At 66.7% G+C, this 17,539-nt stretch carries 13 protein-coding genes and 1 tRNA gene; 9 read left to right on the plus strand and 5 right to left on the minus strand.

The annotated features are described in order from the left end of the window. Positions 1-4 precede the first annotated feature (4 nt). The 3 genes from E2484_RS08945 (at position 5) to E2484_RS08955 (ending at position 2,706) form a co-directional block, all read left to right on the plus strand. The gene (locus E2484_RS08945) at positions 5-874 is read left to right on the plus strand and encodes an RNA-guided pseudouridylation complex pseudouridine synthase subunit Cbf5 (RefSeq protein ID WP_137284853.1); all 870 of its coding nucleotides are present in this window, start codon (positions 5-7) and stop codon (positions 872-874) included. A 583-nt stretch (positions 875-1,457) separates the two neighbouring features. After that, positions 1,458-2,537: a succinylglutamate desuccinylase/aspartoacylase family protein gene (locus E2484_RS08950; protein WP_137284854.1), complete on the plus strand. Its 1,080-nt coding sequence runs from the start codon at positions 1,458-1,460 to the stop codon at positions 2,535-2,537. A 98-nt stretch (positions 2,538-2,635) separates the two neighbouring features. Further along, positions 2,636-2,706: transfer RNA gene (locus tag E2484_RS08955), tRNA-Pro, on the plus strand. A 159-nt stretch (positions 2,707-2,865) separates the two neighbouring features. On the opposite strand, the gene E2484_RS08960 is transcribed toward E2484_RS08955, so the two are convergent. Continuing rightward, positions 2,866-3,375, minus strand: a complete 510-nt coding sequence (locus E2484_RS08960; RefSeq protein ID WP_137284855.1) for a hypothetical protein — start codon at positions 3,373-3,375, stop codon at positions 2,866-2,868. Continuing rightward, positions 3,372-3,941, minus strand: a complete 570-nt coding sequence (locus E2484_RS08965; RefSeq protein ID WP_170977275.1) for a DUF7344 domain-containing protein — start codon at positions 3,939-3,941, stop codon at positions 3,372-3,374. The genes E2484_RS08960 and E2484_RS08965 overlap by 4 nt, the downstream gene beginning before the upstream one ends. Before the next feature lie 308 nt (positions 3,942-4,249). Here E2484_RS08965 and E2484_RS08970 point away from each other — a divergent pair, with 308 nt between their 5' ends. The 5 genes from E2484_RS08970 to ilvD all read left to right on the plus strand — a co-directional run bounded on the left by E2484_RS08970 (position 4,250) and on the right by ilvD (position 9,753). Then, a complete protein-coding gene (locus E2484_RS08970; protein WP_137284857.1) occupies positions 4,250-4,861 on the plus strand; it encodes a hypothetical protein in 612 nt (203 codons plus the stop codon). 42 nt (positions 4,862-4,903) lie between these two features. Beyond that, complete coding sequence (locus E2484_RS08975) at positions 4,904-5,473, plus strand: hypothetical protein (protein WP_137284858.1); 570 nt, start codon at positions 4,904-4,906, stop codon at positions 5,471-5,473. 73 nt (positions 5,474-5,546) lie between these two features. Next, the gene (locus tag E2484_RS08980; RefSeq protein WP_137284859.1) at positions 5,547-6,698 is read left to right on the plus strand and encodes a signal peptidase I; all 1,152 of its coding nucleotides are present in this window, start codon (positions 5,547-5,549) and stop codon (positions 6,696-6,698) included. 121 nt (positions 6,699-6,819) lie between these two features. After that, entirely contained in the window at positions 6,820-7,872 is a 1,053-nt protein-coding gene (locus E2484_RS08985; protein WP_137284860.1) for a TrmB family transcriptional regulator, read from the plus strand. 168 nt (positions 7,873-8,040) lie between these two features. Continuing rightward, on the plus strand, positions 8,041-9,753 hold the full coding sequence (ilvD, locus tag E2484_RS08990) for a dihydroxy-acid dehydratase (RefSeq protein WP_137284861.1): 1,713 nt from the start codon (positions 8,041-8,043) through the stop codon (positions 9,751-9,753). 146 nt (positions 9,754-9,899) lie between these two features. On the opposite strand, the gene E2484_RS08995 is transcribed toward ilvD, so the two are convergent. Continuing rightward, positions 9,900-11,129: a DUF5305 domain-containing protein gene (locus tag E2484_RS08995; protein ID WP_137284862.1), complete on the minus strand. Its 1,230-nt coding sequence runs from the start codon at positions 11,127-11,129 to the stop codon at positions 9,900-9,902. A 190-nt stretch (positions 11,130-11,319) separates the two neighbouring features. Then, on the minus strand, positions 11,320-13,470 hold the full coding sequence (locus E2484_RS09000) for an alpha-amylase family glycosyl hydrolase (protein WP_137284863.1): 2,151 nt from the start codon (positions 13,468-13,470) through the stop codon (positions 11,320-11,322). A gap of 106 nt (positions 13,471-13,576) precedes the next feature. On the opposite strand from E2484_RS09000, the gene E2484_RS09005 reads away from it, so the two are divergent. Beyond that, on the plus strand, positions 13,577-15,748 hold the full coding sequence (locus E2484_RS09005) for a glycoside hydrolase family 15 protein (protein ID WP_137284864.1): 2,172 nt from the start codon (positions 13,577-13,579) through the stop codon (positions 15,746-15,748). A 12-nt stretch (positions 15,749-15,760) separates the two neighbouring features. On the opposite strand, the gene E2484_RS09010 is transcribed toward E2484_RS09005, so the two are convergent. Next, the gene (locus E2484_RS09010; RefSeq protein ID WP_137284865.1) at positions 15,761-16,891 is read right to left on the minus strand and encodes an ABC transporter ATP-binding protein; all 1,131 of its coding nucleotides are present in this window, start codon (positions 16,889-16,891) and stop codon (positions 15,761-15,763) included. Positions 16,892-17,539: the final 648 nt, after the last annotated feature.

The raw sequence follows: 17,539 nt of genomic DNA on the forward strand, positions 1-17,539 counted from the left end.
CACCATGCTCCGCGGACCTCCAGACGAACGGTCGCCGGACGAACTGCTCGCCTTCGGTGTCGTGAACCTCGACAAACCGCCCGGTCCCTCGGCCCATCAGGTCGCGGGCTGGGTTCGGGACCTCGCAGACGTCACGCAGGCCGCCCACGCCGGAACACTGGACCCGAAGGTTACGGGCTGTCTGCCCGTCCTGACGGGCGCGGCGACCCGCCTCTCGCAGGTGTTTCTGGAGGGCGCGAAGGAGTACGTCGCGGTGCTGGAACTCCACGACGACCCGCCCGCCGACGTGGAGGCCGTCGTCTCGGAGTTCGAGGGACCGCTCTACCAGAAGCCACCGCGGAAGAGCGCGGTCGCTCGCAGACTGCGCGTCCGAGAGATATACGACCTGGACCTGTTGGAGGTGAAGGACCGTCAGGCCCTCCTCCGGATGCGATGCGAGAGCGGGACGTACGTCCGGAAGCTCTGTCACGACCTCGGTCTCGCGCTCGGCACGGGCGCGCACATGGGCCACCTCCGCCGGACCGCGACCGACCCCTTCGACGACTCGACGCTGGTGACGATGGAGGACCTCGCGGACGGACTCGTACGCTGGCGCGAGGACGGCGAGGACGACTGGCTTCGAGAGGTCGTCAGTCCTGCCGAGCGCGCGCTGACCCACCTCCCCGAAGTCACCATCGCACCGAGCGCCGCCGAGGAAGTCGCCCACGGCGCGCAGGTGTACGCGCCGGGCGTCATCGACGCGGAGGAGGCCGACGAGGGCCAGTTGATCGCCTGCTACACCCCGGACGGGGCCGCGGTCTGTCTGGGGACGATGGTCGGTGACCCGGCGGCCGAGGAGGGCGTCGTCGTGGAACTGGAGCGCGTACTGGTCTAAAGGTGTGGGAAACACGCCTCTATAATGGCGTGACAAAGGAAAATATTTCTATCAGGTCTAGATAGATGCCCGAAACCGTTCGAGTCCGAGATACTTCGACCGACCTGCTGTCGGCATGCCCTTGACTGACTAACGGCTGTCGGCGCGCGAGGAACGCGTGCGAGGGACGAGCATCGGAGGGAGCGCAGCGACCGAGAAGCGCAGTCGGTTGGGGAGGATGTGGTTGCGGTCTTTCATAGGTGTCGGGAGTAGCTAGCTCGTTCGTGTTCTCCACTTTCGGAGCGACGGAGCAAGTCGCAACGGAGACGCTAGCTACTCCTTGAGCCGAGGAGTCTACCACACCTGCACAGCACCGCAACCGCACCGCGAGCGCAGGCCTCACACCTCCCCAGCCTCCTCCTTCGCTCCCTGCGGTCGCTCAGTCGTCCCTCGCACGCGTTGCTCGCGCGCGCCGGAGTAGAAACTGTCAACACTCACACTCGGTCGATTGGGAGCGAGTCGTGCGTACGGAGTAGAAATCCCATCCCGAATCCTCGCTGCCGCCACGCCCACCTTTTTCACCCCGCTACGACACCACCCACGCATGCAACTCGGAACCGCGGAATCCGAACCCGGCGAACTCGTCACCGGGTGGCTAGAAGTGACCGACCTCCCGACCGGCACCCCCGAGCGACTCCCCGTTCTCGTCGCGGAGGGCGAGGAGGACGGCCCGACGCTCTGGATTACGGCCGCCATCCACGGCAACGAGGTGACGGGTCTCGCGGTCGCACAGGACGTGATGACCGACGACCTGGCCGACGAAATCCGCGGAACCGTGGTCTGCATCCCGAACCTCAACCCCGCCGGCCTCCGCCGGACGACCCGCACCTCCTACTACGACGACGAGGACCCCAATCGCTTCTTCCCCGACCCGGACGCCGAGAGCACGCGCCCGCCGAGCGTCCAGCAACTCGTGGACGAGCGCATCTACGAGGCGTTCGCCGACTCCGCCGACGCCCTCGTGGACCTCCACACCGCCCACGTCGGGTCGATGCCATTCCTGATTCGGGACCGGGTTCTCTTTGGAGAAGAGCGCACGGAATCGGAGGCCCGCGACCTCGCCGACGACCTCGAATCGCTCGTGGAGGCCTTCGGGATGCCCGTAGTCAACGAGTACGCCGCCGAGGAGTACACCGAGCAGAACCTCCAGCGCTCGACCGCGGGCGCGGCCCTGAACAACGCGGGCATCCCCGCCTTCACCGCGGAGTTGGGCGGCCACGACGTGGTCGAAGAGGACACCCGCGAGTCGGGCGTCGGGGGCGTCCGGAACGTCATGCGCGAACTCGGCGTGCTTCCCGGCGACCCGGACCCCGACGCGGTGGGTCCCGAGGCCCCGGTCGAGTTCCCCGTCAAGCGCGCCGTCCACCCGCACGCCGACACGCCGGGAATCGCGCGCCACCGCGTCGAGGCGGGCGACGTGGTGGCGGAAGGCGACGTCGTTGCGGACGTCTGCACGCCGCACGGCGACCGGAAGGCGACGGTCGAGTCCGACTACGACGGCTACGTCCTCGGTCGGCGACACGGGGTCGCGGTGTACGAGAACGACCCGGTAGCGAGCATGGCGGTCCGTGACGACGCCGACCTCGTGGTCCCGCGGGACGCGAACGAGGACGAGTCGGCGTGACGCTTCGGAGCGCCGAGTCGTCCCGAAACCGCTCGACGTGAAACGAAGCGCTTAACTCAAGGACGTGCTTTTGTCGAATTGCACACGTCGTGCACTGCGGGACCGTGGGGTAGCGGTATCCTCAGCCGATGGGGTCGGTTGGACCTGAGTTCGAATCTCGGCGGTCCCATACCAATTTTACTGAACCCGATACGTCGCCGAGCGCGCGCTCCTCGTACGCGCTGGAGAGCTATCCTACGCCCTCTACGGTGGACTGGACCGACTGGCCGTTAACTTTGGCTCTACTGTCGTTTTGTAGACTGTAACAATCGATAACGGCGCGGCGGTCTCAGTTCCCCCGGTCGGTTGTTCGATTCGACTTCGGACCGGCGGGGTCGCCCGTACACGTTATCCGGACGTCACGGGAGAGTCGGACGGAGACGTCGCCGTCGTTCGCGGAGGCGTTGATTCGGACGGTGAAGACTTCGGTGTTGTTCACGTTGTTCGCACACGTCACGTCCGCGACTATCGCCTTCGTAGCGCCGCCGTCTTCGGACGCGACGGACAGGTTTCTGACCCTCGGCGGTTGCGATTCGTCGCTCCCGACGACGCTGACCGACGAGACGACGAGAGGACCGTCTCCGAACCGGTTTCGGAGCGTCAGGAGACGGACGTTCCGATGGTCGCCGTTGGGAAGCGACTCGTTCTCGCGGTCGACTTCGAGCAATGCGTCGTCGTCGTCGGCGACTGTGACCTGGAAGCCTCGTTGGGTGTCCGCCGAACTGAATCCGCCGGTGCTGACGGTCAGAACGACGACTCCGAGCAGTGCCAGTGCGAGCGAGACGCGGCGTGGTGTCATTTTCGGTCGGTTTCGGGCGGAGTCTTGCCCACGCCGAGTTTCGTCTTCTGGGCGTGATAGTGGTGGACGAGCGCCGACACTCCGAACATCGTCGTGAGGAACACCGCCCACGCCGTGTCCGAGAGCAAGACGAACGGGTACGCGTCGAGCCAGAGCGCGCCGACCAGCGCGGCCCCCACCGCGGAGAGACCGACGTAGTACTTGCTCCACGGAATCTCGTCGCCCTTCACCACGTCCATGTAGATGTCGAGTTCCTCGACCGCCTCGGACGGGTCGATGGTTCCGCGTCGTTTGTCGAACTCCACGACGCCGGCGGCGTCCATCTTCGGCAGGTGGGACTGCTGGAGCGCACAGTAGACTCGCTTGCGTTCGCCCGTCGAGAGTTGCTCGACGCCCTTGTCGTTCTCCCACGCGGCGACGTGTTCCGCGAGGTCCCCGAGCTGGGTTTCCCCCGATTCGACGAGATAGTGAAGCGCGTATCGTCTCCGCCGATGCGACAACACCTCGAACACCTCCTCTTCGGATAGCTCCGACGTGGATTCGGCCGATACAGGACCGGGTTCCATCTTCTCCGATGGGCTCCGAGTGACGCTCCCTAACATCGTTCTGCTCGGTTACACGAACGATATCGAAGACGTAGTTAATCGGGGGTTACCGGCTCGAACACCGGTTTCTGGGGCTTGCTAAATTACCGACAAGGAGTGTCAGAAGCCGGTCTGGATTCCTTTGCACTGCTTCTGACAAATCAATACGAATACCGTAGCGGTCCAGGCTGGAAGTGGGCACGCCGGGCGACACCGGGTCGCGGTGACTCGGGCACGGAGTCGCAGTGACTCGACGTCGACGGCGTGTACGAACACAGGTGAAACAACCAATGGACCGACGCAAATTCCTGATCGGTGCTGGATCGCTCGCCGCCGGCTCGGCGGCTGCAATAGGAACCGGTGCGTTCACGAGTGTGAGCGCGAACCGGAAACTGACTGTCGAGACGGCCGACGACGCCGACGCGCTGTTGGCGATGGAGGCCGAGGACACGAAGAACGGAGACGAGTACGTCGACGAGACCGGTAACGCGATCTCCATCGACATCTCGACCGACAACGGCGACGGCGTCAACGACGACGCGACCACGTACGTCAACGACCTCCTCAAAATCACGAATCAGGGGACCCAGAACGTGTACGTGTGGGCACAGGGGCTTCCGGACGGGGTCCGGATGTATCACGACAGCACGAGTGGGTACCAGAACCACGGTACCGGCGCTGGGAACAACCAGGGCGCGTTCTCCGACACGAGCAACCTCAACGTTCCCGACGACCCGGCCGACGCCAACGACCCGGCGAACCCCGGCGGCTACGAGGCCGCACCCCTGCTCGCACCCGGCGACGAAGTGAGCGAAATCGGTCTCGTCGTCGACACCACGAACGGCGAAGTCAACTTCGACGACGACATCGTAATCAAGGCCGTCGCCGAGAGCGAGGTCTAACTACACAATTGGGCGCGCTCGCCGCGCCCGCATCTTCCAACCATGAAACGACGACGATTCATCGTCGGTCTCGGAGGTCTGGCGGCCGGAGCCGGCGTCACGCTCGGAACAGGTGCCTTCACGAGCACCAGCGCGAACCGGCGTCTCGAAGTCCAGACCGCGGACGACAACGAGGCCCTGCTGGCGCTAACGCAACTCGGTGACGGCAAGCGAAGCATCGAGGACGACACCCCCGAGAAAGTGGAGTTCAGTCTCCCCGGACTCGAAGAGCGACTGGACGACCCGGACCTCGGACTGGGAACAGACTCGGTCTACGAGTTCGACAGAGATGCCGACGAGTCCGAGCAGAGCGAACCGGTAGAGGGACTCCTCCGCATCGAGAACAGGGGTACCCAGCCAGTCGAGGTCTACTCCGAACACGAGACTGACTCCGAACTGGAAGTGGAACTGTACGACGTCGACGACCCCGACGAGACAGCCCTCCGGGACGACCCAGCAACACTCGGCGTGGGCGACTCCGTAGACGTGGGATTCCGAGTCCGGACGTTCGGTGCTTCCGTCGATACTTTCGACGAGACGCTCACTATCGTCGCCGAGGCCCTCACGACGTGAGGTCCCTCCGGCGGCCGGACCTCCGACGACCGAGGGTTTTTTGCGATTTGATACGTCGATGCGCTTGTCCGAAATGAGAATCCGTCGCACGCTAACGCTCGCCCTCGAGGTGCTGACGATCGTGGTCGTCACTTCGCTCGTCGTCGGCCAGACTCTGGGCTACCCGATTCTCCTCGGCTACGTCGAGACCGGGAGCATGTCGCCGACGATGGAACCCGGCGACGGGTTCGTCGCAGTGCCCCACCAGATTGCCGGTCCCGTAGAGGAAGGCGACGTGGTGGTCTTCGAGGCCGAACGACTCCACGGCGGCGGCCTCACGACCCACCGCGTCGTGGACGCGACCGACCGGGGCTACGTCACGAAAGGCGACGCGAATCCGTTCCCCGATCAAGACGGCAAAGAGCCACCGGTGAAGCGGGCGCAAGTGGTCGCCAAGGCGTTACAGGTGAACGGCCACGTCGTCGTGATTCCCCGACTCGGAGCGGGCGTCGAGACCGTCCAGAACGCGCTCGTCACGGTCCAGCGACGAATGGCGAGGCTGTTCGGTGTGGAGTCGCTCCTCGGCGCGCAGGGAGTCGCGTACCTGCTTCTGGGCGCGAGTGTCGTCGCGTACGCGGTCGAAACGCTTAGAGAGGAGGGCAGAGACGACAGACGCCGCGACCGGTCGCGCACCGACGGTTATGACGCCCGCCTCGTCCTCGGAGTACTCGCGCTCGTCTTGGTCGCAACGGCCACCGCGAGCATGGTGATCCCGGCGGGAACCCAGAAGTTCGGCGTCGTAAGCGCGGAGTCGGACGCGCCCGGGCCGCGAATCATCGAAACGGGAACCGCGGAGAACCTGACCTACCGCGTCCCGAACGGCGGCCTCGTCCCGGTCGTCGTCTTCCTCGACCCCGCGAGCGAGGGCGTCGACGTCGCGCCGCGCGAGACACAGGTCGGGAGCCGTACGACCGTCAACGCCACCGTCACCCTGTCGGCACCGCCGGAAACCGGCTACTACCGGCGATTCCTCGTCGAACGCCGATACCTCGCGGTCCTCCCCCGGTCGACCATCGGCGCGCTCTATCGCGTCCATCCGTGGGCACCGATTGTGGCCATCGATCTGCTTCTGGGCGGAGGGTTCTACCTCGTCGGCCGCGCGGTGGTCGGCACGGGCCGTATTCGCGTCCGGTCGCGCGACCGGCCGACTTCGACGCTGGCCCGCCTCCGGCGTTCGCTCCGGTAACGCGACTGACTCCCGTTCACGTCTCGAAAGAGGGATTACCGTTCTCCGAGGCCTCGTCTCTGAACCGCCGTAGTCGCGTCATACGAGGCTCTTAAGTGCCGCCCCCGGTCAGATGTGAACGATGGACGACCCGACGCTCTCTCGACTGCTCCGGGAGTTCGGTCTCTCGGACAAGGAGATAGACACCTATCTGACGATACTCGACCACGGCGAAGCGAAGGCCAGTGTCATCGCCGACGACGCGGGCGTCTCCAAGCGGTACGTCTACAGCGTCAGCGAGGACCTAGAGGAGCGAGGATTCGTCTCGGTCAACGACCACGCGGTTCCGACGACCATCCGGGCAGTCCCGCCCGAAGAGGTAGTCGATTCGCTGTCCCAACACGTCGAGCGGATGGGTCCGGCGCTCGAAGCCCGCTACTCCCGGACCACGCCCGAGTCCGACGAGTTCGAGGTCATCAAGGCCCGCGTGACGGTTCTCAAGCGCGTCTCCGCGCTCATCCGGGAGGCCGACGAGGAAGTGGCGCTGTCGCTCCCGCACGACCACCTCTCGGAGGTTGCCGACGAGTTGCGCGACGCTGTCGAACGCGGCGTTCTCGTCCTGCTGGTCGTCACCGGCGCGGACCCCGGCGACGACCTCGCGCTCGACGGCCTCGCCACGGTCGCCCGCGCGTGGGAGGAACCGACGCCGACGCTGATAACCGTGGACCGAACGCACAGCCTCGTCGCGCCGCCGCAGATGATAGCTCGGTCGAACAGCGGCGAGCGCGCCATCGCGTTCACTCAGCCGCAACTCGCGCCCGTGATAATCGGCTCTTTCTTCGGCAACTACTGGCCGATGGCCGAGGAGGTGTACGTCGCCGACCCCCACCATCTCCCCGAGACGTACGACGACTTCCGGCAGGCGGTGCTACAGGCGACCCTCCACCTCCGGGCCGGGACCGACCTCGTGGCGACCGTTCAGGGCCGACCGCTCAACGCCGACGACGGACCCGACGAACTCGAAGGCCGAGTCGTCGCGGTGCGACAGGGACTGGTCGAACCCGCGAACAACTCCTTCCCGGTGGAGGCCGCGCTGGTCGTCGAGACCGGCGCGGGCCGGTACAGCGTCGGCGGCGACGGCGCGTTCGTCGAGGACTACGAAGCCGACGCGGTCGTTCTCGGACTCGCCGAGTAGCAGACCGTCGGCGGGCACGCCGGGAGTTGTGGGCACCCGAACGCGTTCGAGTCGGACGGACCTATTCGAGTCTGGCGAACTCGTTCGAATCGGCCGAACGCGTTCGGATCGAACAGCAACGTTTGTCCGAGGGCAGTGATTTAAGCCCCTCCGGGGCTACCCCCGGGTATGACCGAGAAACCCGACGACCTCCCGAGCAACGAGGTCACCGAAGGAGTCGAGCGCGCGCCGCACCGAGCGATGTTCCGCGCGATGGGCTACGACGACGCCGACCTCTCGTCGCCGATGGTCGGCATCGCCAACCCCGCGGCCGACATCACGCCGTGCAACGTCCACCTCGACGACGTGGCCGACGCGGCGTACGACGGCGTGGACCTCGCGGGCGGGATGCCGATAGAGTTCGGAACCATCACCATCTCGGACGCCATCTCGATGGGGACCGAGGGGATGCGCGCCTCGCTCGTATCGCGGGAGGTCATCGCCGACTCGGTGGAACTGGTCGCCTTCGGCGAGCGCATGGACGGTCTCGTCACGATCGGCGGGTGCGACAAGAACCTTCCGGGGATGATGATGGCCGCGATTCGGACCGACCTGCCCTCCGTGTTCCTCTACGGCGGGTCCATCATGCCGGGCGAACACGAGGGTCGGGAAGTCACCATCCAGAACGTCTTCGAGGGCGTCGGTGCGGTGGCCGAGGGCGAGATGAGCGAGGAGGAACTGGACGACCTGGAGCGCCACGCCTGCCCCGGCGCGGGGTCGTGTGGCGGGATGTTCACCGCGAACACGATGGCCTCGATTTCGGAGGCGCTCGGTCTCGCGCCGCTCGGGAGCGCGGGCGCACCCGCGGAGTTCGAGGAACGCTACGACGTCGCGGAGCGCGCGGGGGAACTCGCGCTCGACTGCATCGAGAACGACCGCAAGCCGTCCGACATCCTCGACAAACGGTCGTTCGAGAACGCCATCGCCTTGCAGGTCGCCATCGGCGGTTCGACCAACGGCGTCCTCCACCTGCTCGCGCTGGCCGCCGAGGCCGGAATCGACCTCGACATCGAGGAGTTCGACGAAATTTCGCGTCGGACGCCCAAGATAGCCAACCTCCAACCCGGCGGTCAGAAGACCATGTTCGACCTCTACGAACAGGGCGGGGTTCCGGTCGTGATTCGGCGACTCGTGGACGCGGGTCTGTTCGACGGCGACGCCAAGACGGTCACGGGCCGGACGATTTCCGAGGAGTTGGAGCGACTCGACCTGCCCGCCGATTCGGAAATCGACGCCGAGTTCGTCCGCCCGGTCTCGGACCCCTTCCACGAGGAGGGAGCCATCAAGATTCTCACGGGCAATCTCGCGCCCGACGGCGCGGTCCTGAAGGTCACGGGCGAGGACAACTTCCACCACGAGGGACCGGCGCGCGTCTTCGAGGCCGAGGAGGACGCGATGCGGTACGTCCAGGAGGGTCGCATCGAGTCGGGCGACGTCATCGTCATCCGCAACGAGGGACCGCAGGGCGGTCCCGGCATGCGCGAGATGCTGGGCGTCACCGCCGCCGTGGTCGGCGCGGGCCACGAGGACGACGTGGCGATGGTGACCGACGGCCGGTTCTCGGGCGCGACCCGCGGGCCGATGATCGGCCACGCCGCCCCGGAGTCGTTCGCGGGCGGTCCCATCGGCGCGCTGGAGGACGGCGACCACGTCACCGTGGACATCCGCGACCGGACGCTCGACGTCGACCTCTCCGAGGAGGAGATGGAGGACCGACTCGACGCCCGCGACGAACCGGAGCTATCGTATCAGAACGGCGTGCTGGCGAAGTACGGCGCGACGTTCGGCTCTGCGGCCAACGGCGCAGTGACGAACCCGGGTGTGAAGCGCGACGGGGAGTAGTTGCCTCCGTCGTTGACCGTAGTCGAATCTGGTAGTTGTTTTTGAATCTATCGGAACGGTCGGGGTGTCGGCTACGGTCGAATAACCCGAGAAGACACCGAAATGGCGCCGAATCGGACGGGACCCTCGGCTTCAGTAGTGGGAAATCAGTCGGTCGTCTGGACCGGTTCGTCGTCTTCGCGGTTCTCGTCAGAGGTTACGGTTTCGCGGTCCTCGTCCGGTTCTCCGGAGTCGCCCGCTTCGCCGAGACCGACGTCAGAGGTGCCCCCGTCGCCCGTCTCGTCGCCAGCGTCCTCGTCGCGCGTCGGTCGCGCTGGCGGGTCGTAGACGTAGCGGTAGACGCCGTGGACCACCGCGAACTCCCCGGTGTCAGGGTGTTCGACGACGGCGTTGTCGGTGTCGATTGCGAAGTCCACGAGGTCGGCCAGCGTCTCGGCCTCCGCACGCGGCAGGTCGCGCGCCTGTTCGGGGAGTCGGACCGTGACTATCCACTCCTCGAAGTCCGAGCGGTCGGCCCTGAAGTCGAGCCACGCGCGCTCGTCTGCCGCGAGTCCGAGTCGGTCGCGGCGGCGGGCGACGACCACCGCCGCGGTAGCGCCGGTGGCGACGACGAACAGGAGCGGCCCGCCGACGCCAGCGAACGCACCCGGGTCGTCGCGCACGGTCACGGTGCGAGTCTCCTCGTGGCGCTGGTCCATCGGTCCGGGATCGTCGACGCGATAGACGCCGCCGTCGACGCCCAGCGCCATCGCGTGTTCGACGGTCCGGTTGACCTGTCGCCCCTCGACCATCCCGGTGTACCGGACGTTCGCCCGAACGGTGGCCTCCACCTCGCCCGGTCCGGAACCCAGTTCGGTCCGGATTCGAGAGGTCCGGTTCTGGAGTTCGTTCACGTCTACCTCGAACGGAACCGACACCGACTCGCGCGGCGACACCGACTCGACTCGCTCGCTGGCGAGTTCGCGCTCGTCTCGCCAGTACTCGGTTCTGGGTTCGCCGCTCTCGCCGTCGCCGACCGAGCGCAGGACGAGCGTGACGGTGACTCGCGCCGAGAGGTTGCCCCTCGCGGCCCCGTCGTAGCGACTCCGAAACGTGCCGTCGAGGACTGGCGCGACCGACCGGAAGTACGTCGTCCGGTTGGACAGCCTCGCCCCGACCGAGAACACGGAGTTCTCCTCGGTGACGGTCGCTCCGTGGTCGAACTGTCCGGTGGTTCGCCACGACGAGACGGGTCGTTCCTCGGCGTGCGTTCCCGGGGAGACGTACGCGCCGTAGGTCAGCCACCCGCCGAGCAGTGCGAGGACCACGAGCGCACCCACGACGACGGCGTAGTTCCCGTCGAGGAGCGCCCGTAGCCGGAGTGGCCAGCGTGGCATCGAACCCCCATTATCACCAACGTCACATAAGAGTACGGGGTAGTTTCGGCGTGGCTTTTTAGAGCGTCTCTGCCCGGTCGCTCGTGGCATCGAGCACGTCGAGGTGACAAATACAAATAATACTAAAAGAACGAATGTCGATTGTTTAATAAATATTTTAACCTGTCTCGGCTCCGTGCGCCTCGAATACTCAGGTCTCGCTTTCGAGGACGACCGCGTCTGCGACCTCGACGGCGTCTCCGACGGCGACCGACTCGCCGGTCAGCAGGTCGGTCTCCCTCACGGATTCGCCGACCGCGACCTCGCGGAGGTCGTCGCCGAAGTTGAGGACGACGACCAACCGCGTCTCGCCGTCGTCGCGGGCGTACGCGACGGTTCGGTCGTCGCCGTCCCAGTCGACGCTCTCGACGCGGCCGGTCCGCAGGACCGGCCGCTCGCTCCGCAGGCGCGAGAGTCGGCGGTGGAACTCGGTGAGGTCGGCGTCACCGTCGTACCACTTCATCTCGCCGCGTTGTTCCTCGACGCCGCGCTCCTGGCCGTAGTAGATCATGGGCGTGCCCGGCAGGGTGAACGTCGCGGCCGCGGCCGCCCGGAGCGCCGACTCGTCGCACTCGGTGACGTAGCGCGTCTCGTCGTGGTTCTCGACGTACCGGAGCAGGAGCGACGATTCGGGGAACCCCTCCCGGTGATTCGCGTCGAGCGCGTCGAACAGCGCGTCGGCGGGGGCCTCGTCCCGCCCGATGTCGCGGAGCGCGCCGTAGAGCGCGGTGTCGTAGTGGGCGTCGAACTCGTTCTCGTGGAACTGGGGATCGCGCGGGATGGTCTCGTCCAACAGGAAGAACTCCGAGTCGTCGGTCTTCACTCGGTCGCGGACTTCCTTCCAGAAGCCGTGGGGGACGCCCCACGCCACGTCGGCCCGGAAGCCGTCGACCAGCGGTGCCCACTCGTCTACCACGTCGAGCATCCACTTTCGGACCGCGAGCGAGTCGTAGTTGACGTTCGGGATGCGGGTCCAGTTGAAGTAGTACCCCGGCGCGCCCTCGCCCGCCCAGTCCACGTCGTCGGTGTCGACGACGGTATCGCCGCTTTCGGCGTCGGTTTCGTCGGCATCCCCGTCGTCCGGGTCGGATTCCGCGGGCACTCGCTCGTAGTGGTCGGCGTACTCGGCCACGCCCGCCGAGTGCATCTGGAACGCGGGGTGGTCCCGCGACGTGTGGTTGATGACGAGGTCGAACACGACCCGAATTCCGGCCTCTCGGAGGCGCTCGACCAGCGACTCGAACTCCGCGCGCGTGCCGAGGTCGTCGGCGGTGTCGAAGTAGTTGGTGACGTGGTAGCCGTGGTCGGTGGGACTCTCCACGACGGGCGTGAGCCAGAGGCAGTCCACGTCGAGCGATTCGAGGTACGCCACCCGGCGCTCTATTTCCTCGAACGTCGTCTCGACGGTCTCGCCCGCGAACCGCCGGACGAAAATCTGGTAGACGGTCGCGTGGCGCGCCCACTCCGGCGGGTCGTTGGGCCGCGAGACGGTCACGTCTCCGCGGCGGTCCGCGTCTGACGGTCCGTCGACGACCAGCGTGTCGGCGACGCTGTGGCGCTCGGCCACTGCGACGGCGTGGACGCGGGCACGGTCGGGCAGGTCGGCGACCGGAACGCGGAGTTCCGTCGCGTTCTCGGTCACGGCCGACTCCGGGAGGTCGTCGCGGTCGTCCAGCCAGAACTCCACGTCGGGGTCTCCCCCGTCGGGCGCGGCCTCTGCCTCCGCGGTCACGACGAGGGTCTCGCCTTCGACCCGGCCGTCGAGGTGGACGCGGGGACGGCCCGGCCCGGGGACCGAGACCTCGACCGTGTGGGAGTGTTCGAAGTCGTCGTTGACGACGCAGATGCCCTCGTGGTCGCCCGGCGGCAGGTCGAAGTCGGCGACGTAGCTGTCGCCGTCCCGGACCATCCTGTCGCGTCCGAGCGTGTACTCGTTGAACGGACCGGTCAGCGAGATGGTCTCTATCTCATCGGCCGGAAGCGGAAGGTCCGAGACGGGTGCGCCGAACTGGACCGTTCGGCGTGGGTCGGGGAACGCCCGGACGGTCTGGCGGTGGGTGCCGTCGGGCGCGGTCAGTTCGAGCGCGTAAGTGCCGGGCGCGTCGGGTTCGAGGTGGACGACCGCGCCGTCGCCGACGCCGGCCTCGCTCTCGGCGGGCCGGTCGAGGACGCGCCACGAGAATCGGGCATCGGCGTCCTGTCGTGCGTCGGCGTTCTGCCGAGCGTCGGCGTCGGGCCGTCGGGGAGCGAGTTCCACCGACTCGCCGACGTGGGCGAATCTTGGCGGACCGGGTTCGTGCATACGCCTACCGCGCGCGCCGACGCACTTCACTGTTCCGCAAACTGTGTACGTGTGAACAACAATTACACCAAAGGTTATTAACAGGGTCGTCGCGTTCGTTTTTTCAATGCAACTCCGCGACGCTCTCGACGACTTCAAACGCTACGAGGGCCACGACACGCGATTTCCCGGCGAGCGTCGAACCACGACCGGGCTGTTCACCGGATTCACTCCTGCGAACGACTCGGGGCGACTCGTCCACGTCGATTACGACGGCTATCCCCGCGACTTCGGGTCGCCGCTGACCGGTCGCCACGGTCTCGACACCGCCAGATTCGGCGTCCGGCGCGACGGCGACCTGCTGTGGTTCGACGCCTGCGATACGGTCTCCCAGTCGTACCACGGTGAGACCACGCTGGTCGTCACCGAACACCGACTCCCCGACGGTGAGACGGTCGTCCAGTACGACCTCACGCTCGGGCGCGCGCACGTGACTCACGTGAAATACGATGGCCCGGAACACGACAGTTCAGAGTCCGACGGTTCCGAGACCGACGATTCTGACCGCTCGGAACTGGTCGCCTTCCTCGGATTCTCGCCCGACGGCCGCGACACCGGGGTCGCCCAACTCCATCACGCCGACGCGGTGGAACTCTACCACGACGACGAACACGACTTCGTGGCCAGCGCGACCGGGTTCGCCGCCGCCCGAGGCTGTATCCCGGCCGACTTCGAGCAACTGCTCGACGCCGACCCGGTCGAGCGACCCCGACCCGACGACGGCGGCCGACGCGAGGAGTCGAGTCTGAGCGGCGACCTGCTCTGTGACCTCCCCTTCGAGGACGGCACGGCGACGCTCGCAACACTGCTGACCGACGCGGCCCGGACCGACCGCGAGGCGGCGCTCGACCATCTCTCGTCGGTTCTCGCCGAGTACGGCGACGCCGACGCCCTGAAGCGGGCCGCCGACGAGCGCGCACTTCCGATTTCCGACGACTTGCCCGAGCGCGACGCCGTGACCGCCGACCTCCGCGTTCTCGGCGTGCTGTCGGCCCCGACCGGACTCCGCATCGCCGGGCCGGAGTTCGACCCCTACCACGTCCACTCGGGCGGCTACGGCTACACCTGGTTCCGCGACGACGCCGAAATCTCGCGGTTCCTCCTCCACGCCGACCGCCGGTTCGACCTCGGACTCGACGACTGGCACGCCCGGAGCGCCGAGAGTTACTGCGAGACCCAACTCCGTGACGGGACGTGGCCCCACCGAGTCTGGCCCCGCAACCGAACTCTCGCACCGGGGTGGGCCAACAGCCACCTCTCGGTCGGCGACGACCCGGACTACCTCGACTATCAGGCCGACCAGACCGCCAGCGTCGTCGCGTACCTCGCCGACGCGCTCCCGGCGCTCGACGTCGACCTCGCCGACCGGACGGCGGAGACGCTCGCGGACGCGCTCGACGGACTCGACCGGACGGTCGCGGCCGACGGACTTCCGGTGGCCTGTCAGAACGCGTGGGAGGACGCCACCGGCCGATTCACGCACACCGCCGCGACGTTCCTCGAAGCGTACGCCACGGCCGCCGGCGTCGAGACCGGCGACGCCGACCGTGCAGACGACCGGACCGACTTCCCCGACCGTGCCGCCGAACGGGCCGACCGGGTGTACGAGGCGCTGGACGACCTCTGGGTTCCCGACCGAGGAATCTACGGCTACCGCATCGTCGCGGAGGACGAGACCGGCGACGGGGGAACTGCCTCCTTCGACGCCGGCGGCCTCGACGCTCGGTGCGACTCGGGGTCGCTCGCGCTGGCGAGCGCGCACCTCGCGTACGACCGGGTGGCCGAGGTCGGCGACCGTCGCCTCGACAGACTGGTCTCGCACGTCCGGACCGTCGTGGACGAACTCTCCCGCGACCCGGACGCGAGTCCGGTCCGAGGGCTGGTCCGCTACGAGGGCGACGACTGGCGGACGCGCTCGCAGGACGACGAGAAGATATGGTCGGTTTCGACGGCGTGGGGCGCGTTCGCGTCGGCGAACCTCGCGGTACTGCTGGCCGACCGCGACGACCCGCGGGCCGAGGAGTTCGCCGCGACGGCCCGCGACCTGCTCGGTCTGGTCCTCCCCGACGGGCCGCTCTGTCCGAACGGCGCGTTGCTCCCCGAGCAGATGTTCGACGACGGCACGCCCGACAGCGCCACGCCGCTCGGGTGGCCTCACGCGCTCCGGACGACGACTCTCGCGCTGTTGGCCGAGCGCGACCTGCTGGCCGACGAACCGGCGACGGTAGCAGGCGAATAAAACGGACTTTCTTCAGACGGTCGGGGTCGCCGACTGCTCGGGCTCGTACAGGAGCGACTCGCCGTCGTCGGCGTCGAAGAGGTGGAGGTCCCCGGCGTCGAACGAGACGTGAATCCTCTCGCCGTTGTCCGGTTCCACGTCCGAGGCGACCCGCGCGATGAAGTCCTCGCCCACGTCGAGGTGGAGGTAGTTGTCCGACCCGACGGGTTCGATGACCTCGACGGTCGTCTCGACGGCGTTACCGCCCGGTCCCGAGACGGAGACGTCTTCGGGTCGGACGCCGAGCGTCAACTGCTGGTGGCCCCGGACTGCGTTCCGGAGGCGCTCGTCGTGCAGTTCGTAGGAGAACTCGCTGTCGCCATCGCCGACGAGTCGGGTCGTCCCACCGTCGGTTTCGACGGTCACGTCGAGGAAGTTCATGCTCGGTGAACCGATGAACCCGCCGACGAACTCGTTGGCCGGGTCGTTGTACACCTCCTTGGGGACGCCGGTCTGCTGGATTTCGCCGCCGTCGAGGATGACGATGCGGTCGCCCATCGTCATCGCCTCCTCCTGGTCGTGGGTCACGTAGATGGAGGTCGTCGCCAGTTCGTTCTGGAGTCGCTGAATCTCGGTCCGCATGGTCGTCCGGAGCTTCGCGTCGAGGTTCGAGAGCGGTTCGTCGAACAGGAACACGTCGGGGTCGCGGACGATGGCCCGGCCGAGCGCGACTCGCTGTTTCTGCCCGCCGGAGAGTTCGTCTGGCTTCTGGTCGAGCAGGTCCTCGATGCCCATCATCGCGGCGGTCTCGCGGACCTTCTCGCTGCGCTCGTCTTTCGTGAGGTCGGTACTCATCCGCAGGCCGAACGCCATGTTCTGTTCGACCGTCTTGTGGGGGTAGAGCGCGTAGTTCTGGAACACCATCGCCACGTCGCGCTTGCGAGCGTGTACGTCGGTCACGTCGTTACCGCCGACGTAGATGTTACCGTCGGTCGGCCGTTCGAGACCGGCGATCATCCGCAGAGTCGTCGATTTGCCGCATCCCGAAGGGCCGACGACGGTGACGAACTCCCCGTCTTCGACGGACAGGTCGATGTCGTCCACGGCCACGATTTGACCGTTACCGTACTCTTTTCTGAGGTCACGTAGGGTTACTGTCGCCATCCTTCTCCTTGAGTACGTCTGCCACGCTTTAGTTCTTGCCTTCTTCGCTAAATCTGTGACGCATTATTTCGTCTTTTTTTTGAATCACCTTCGGTCGCGTTCCGCCGCGACCCGGCGACGTCTCCCGCTCGAAGGCGGGTGTAGCGTGGTTCGGACGGGGTGTACAAATAAACATTTTTGCAGTCTTCGAATACCTATATATTTCTATTAACCATCTGTTATGGGGTAAGATGTTAGGTAGTATGGCTAGAGGTGAGAGTTGGCCCGCACGCGCTGGTGACGCCAGCGCGTGCGGTAGCGGCAGTGACGCGCAGGACGACCACTCTACCGCGGACGCACTCGACTGACCATGCTACCGGCGAACGCTCGACCAATCAGGCCACGCGCGAACGCTGGCTGACGCAGCGAATCGGTGGGACCGAAAGGGGCCGCCCGGCCGCGTTCGTTTTAGTCGTCTCTGCAGGCCCTGTTCGCGGGCCGTGTCGTGGGGAGAGGTCCGCGAATATCTCGCAGAGCGACCGCCGGAAGACGACCCGCGTCTTCCGAGGTCACTCGCTTGCTCGCGGTTGCACCGCTCGCATCGCGGCGCATCACGCCGCCCCCTCGCGTGATCGCGACCGGGCGGGGATTTTCCGGGACCGGAACTAT

This window comes from Halorussus salinisoli, from assembly GCA_005239435.1.
Lineage (GTDB): Archaea > Halobacteriota > Halobacteria > Halobacteriales > Haladaptataceae > Halorussus > Halorussus salinisoli.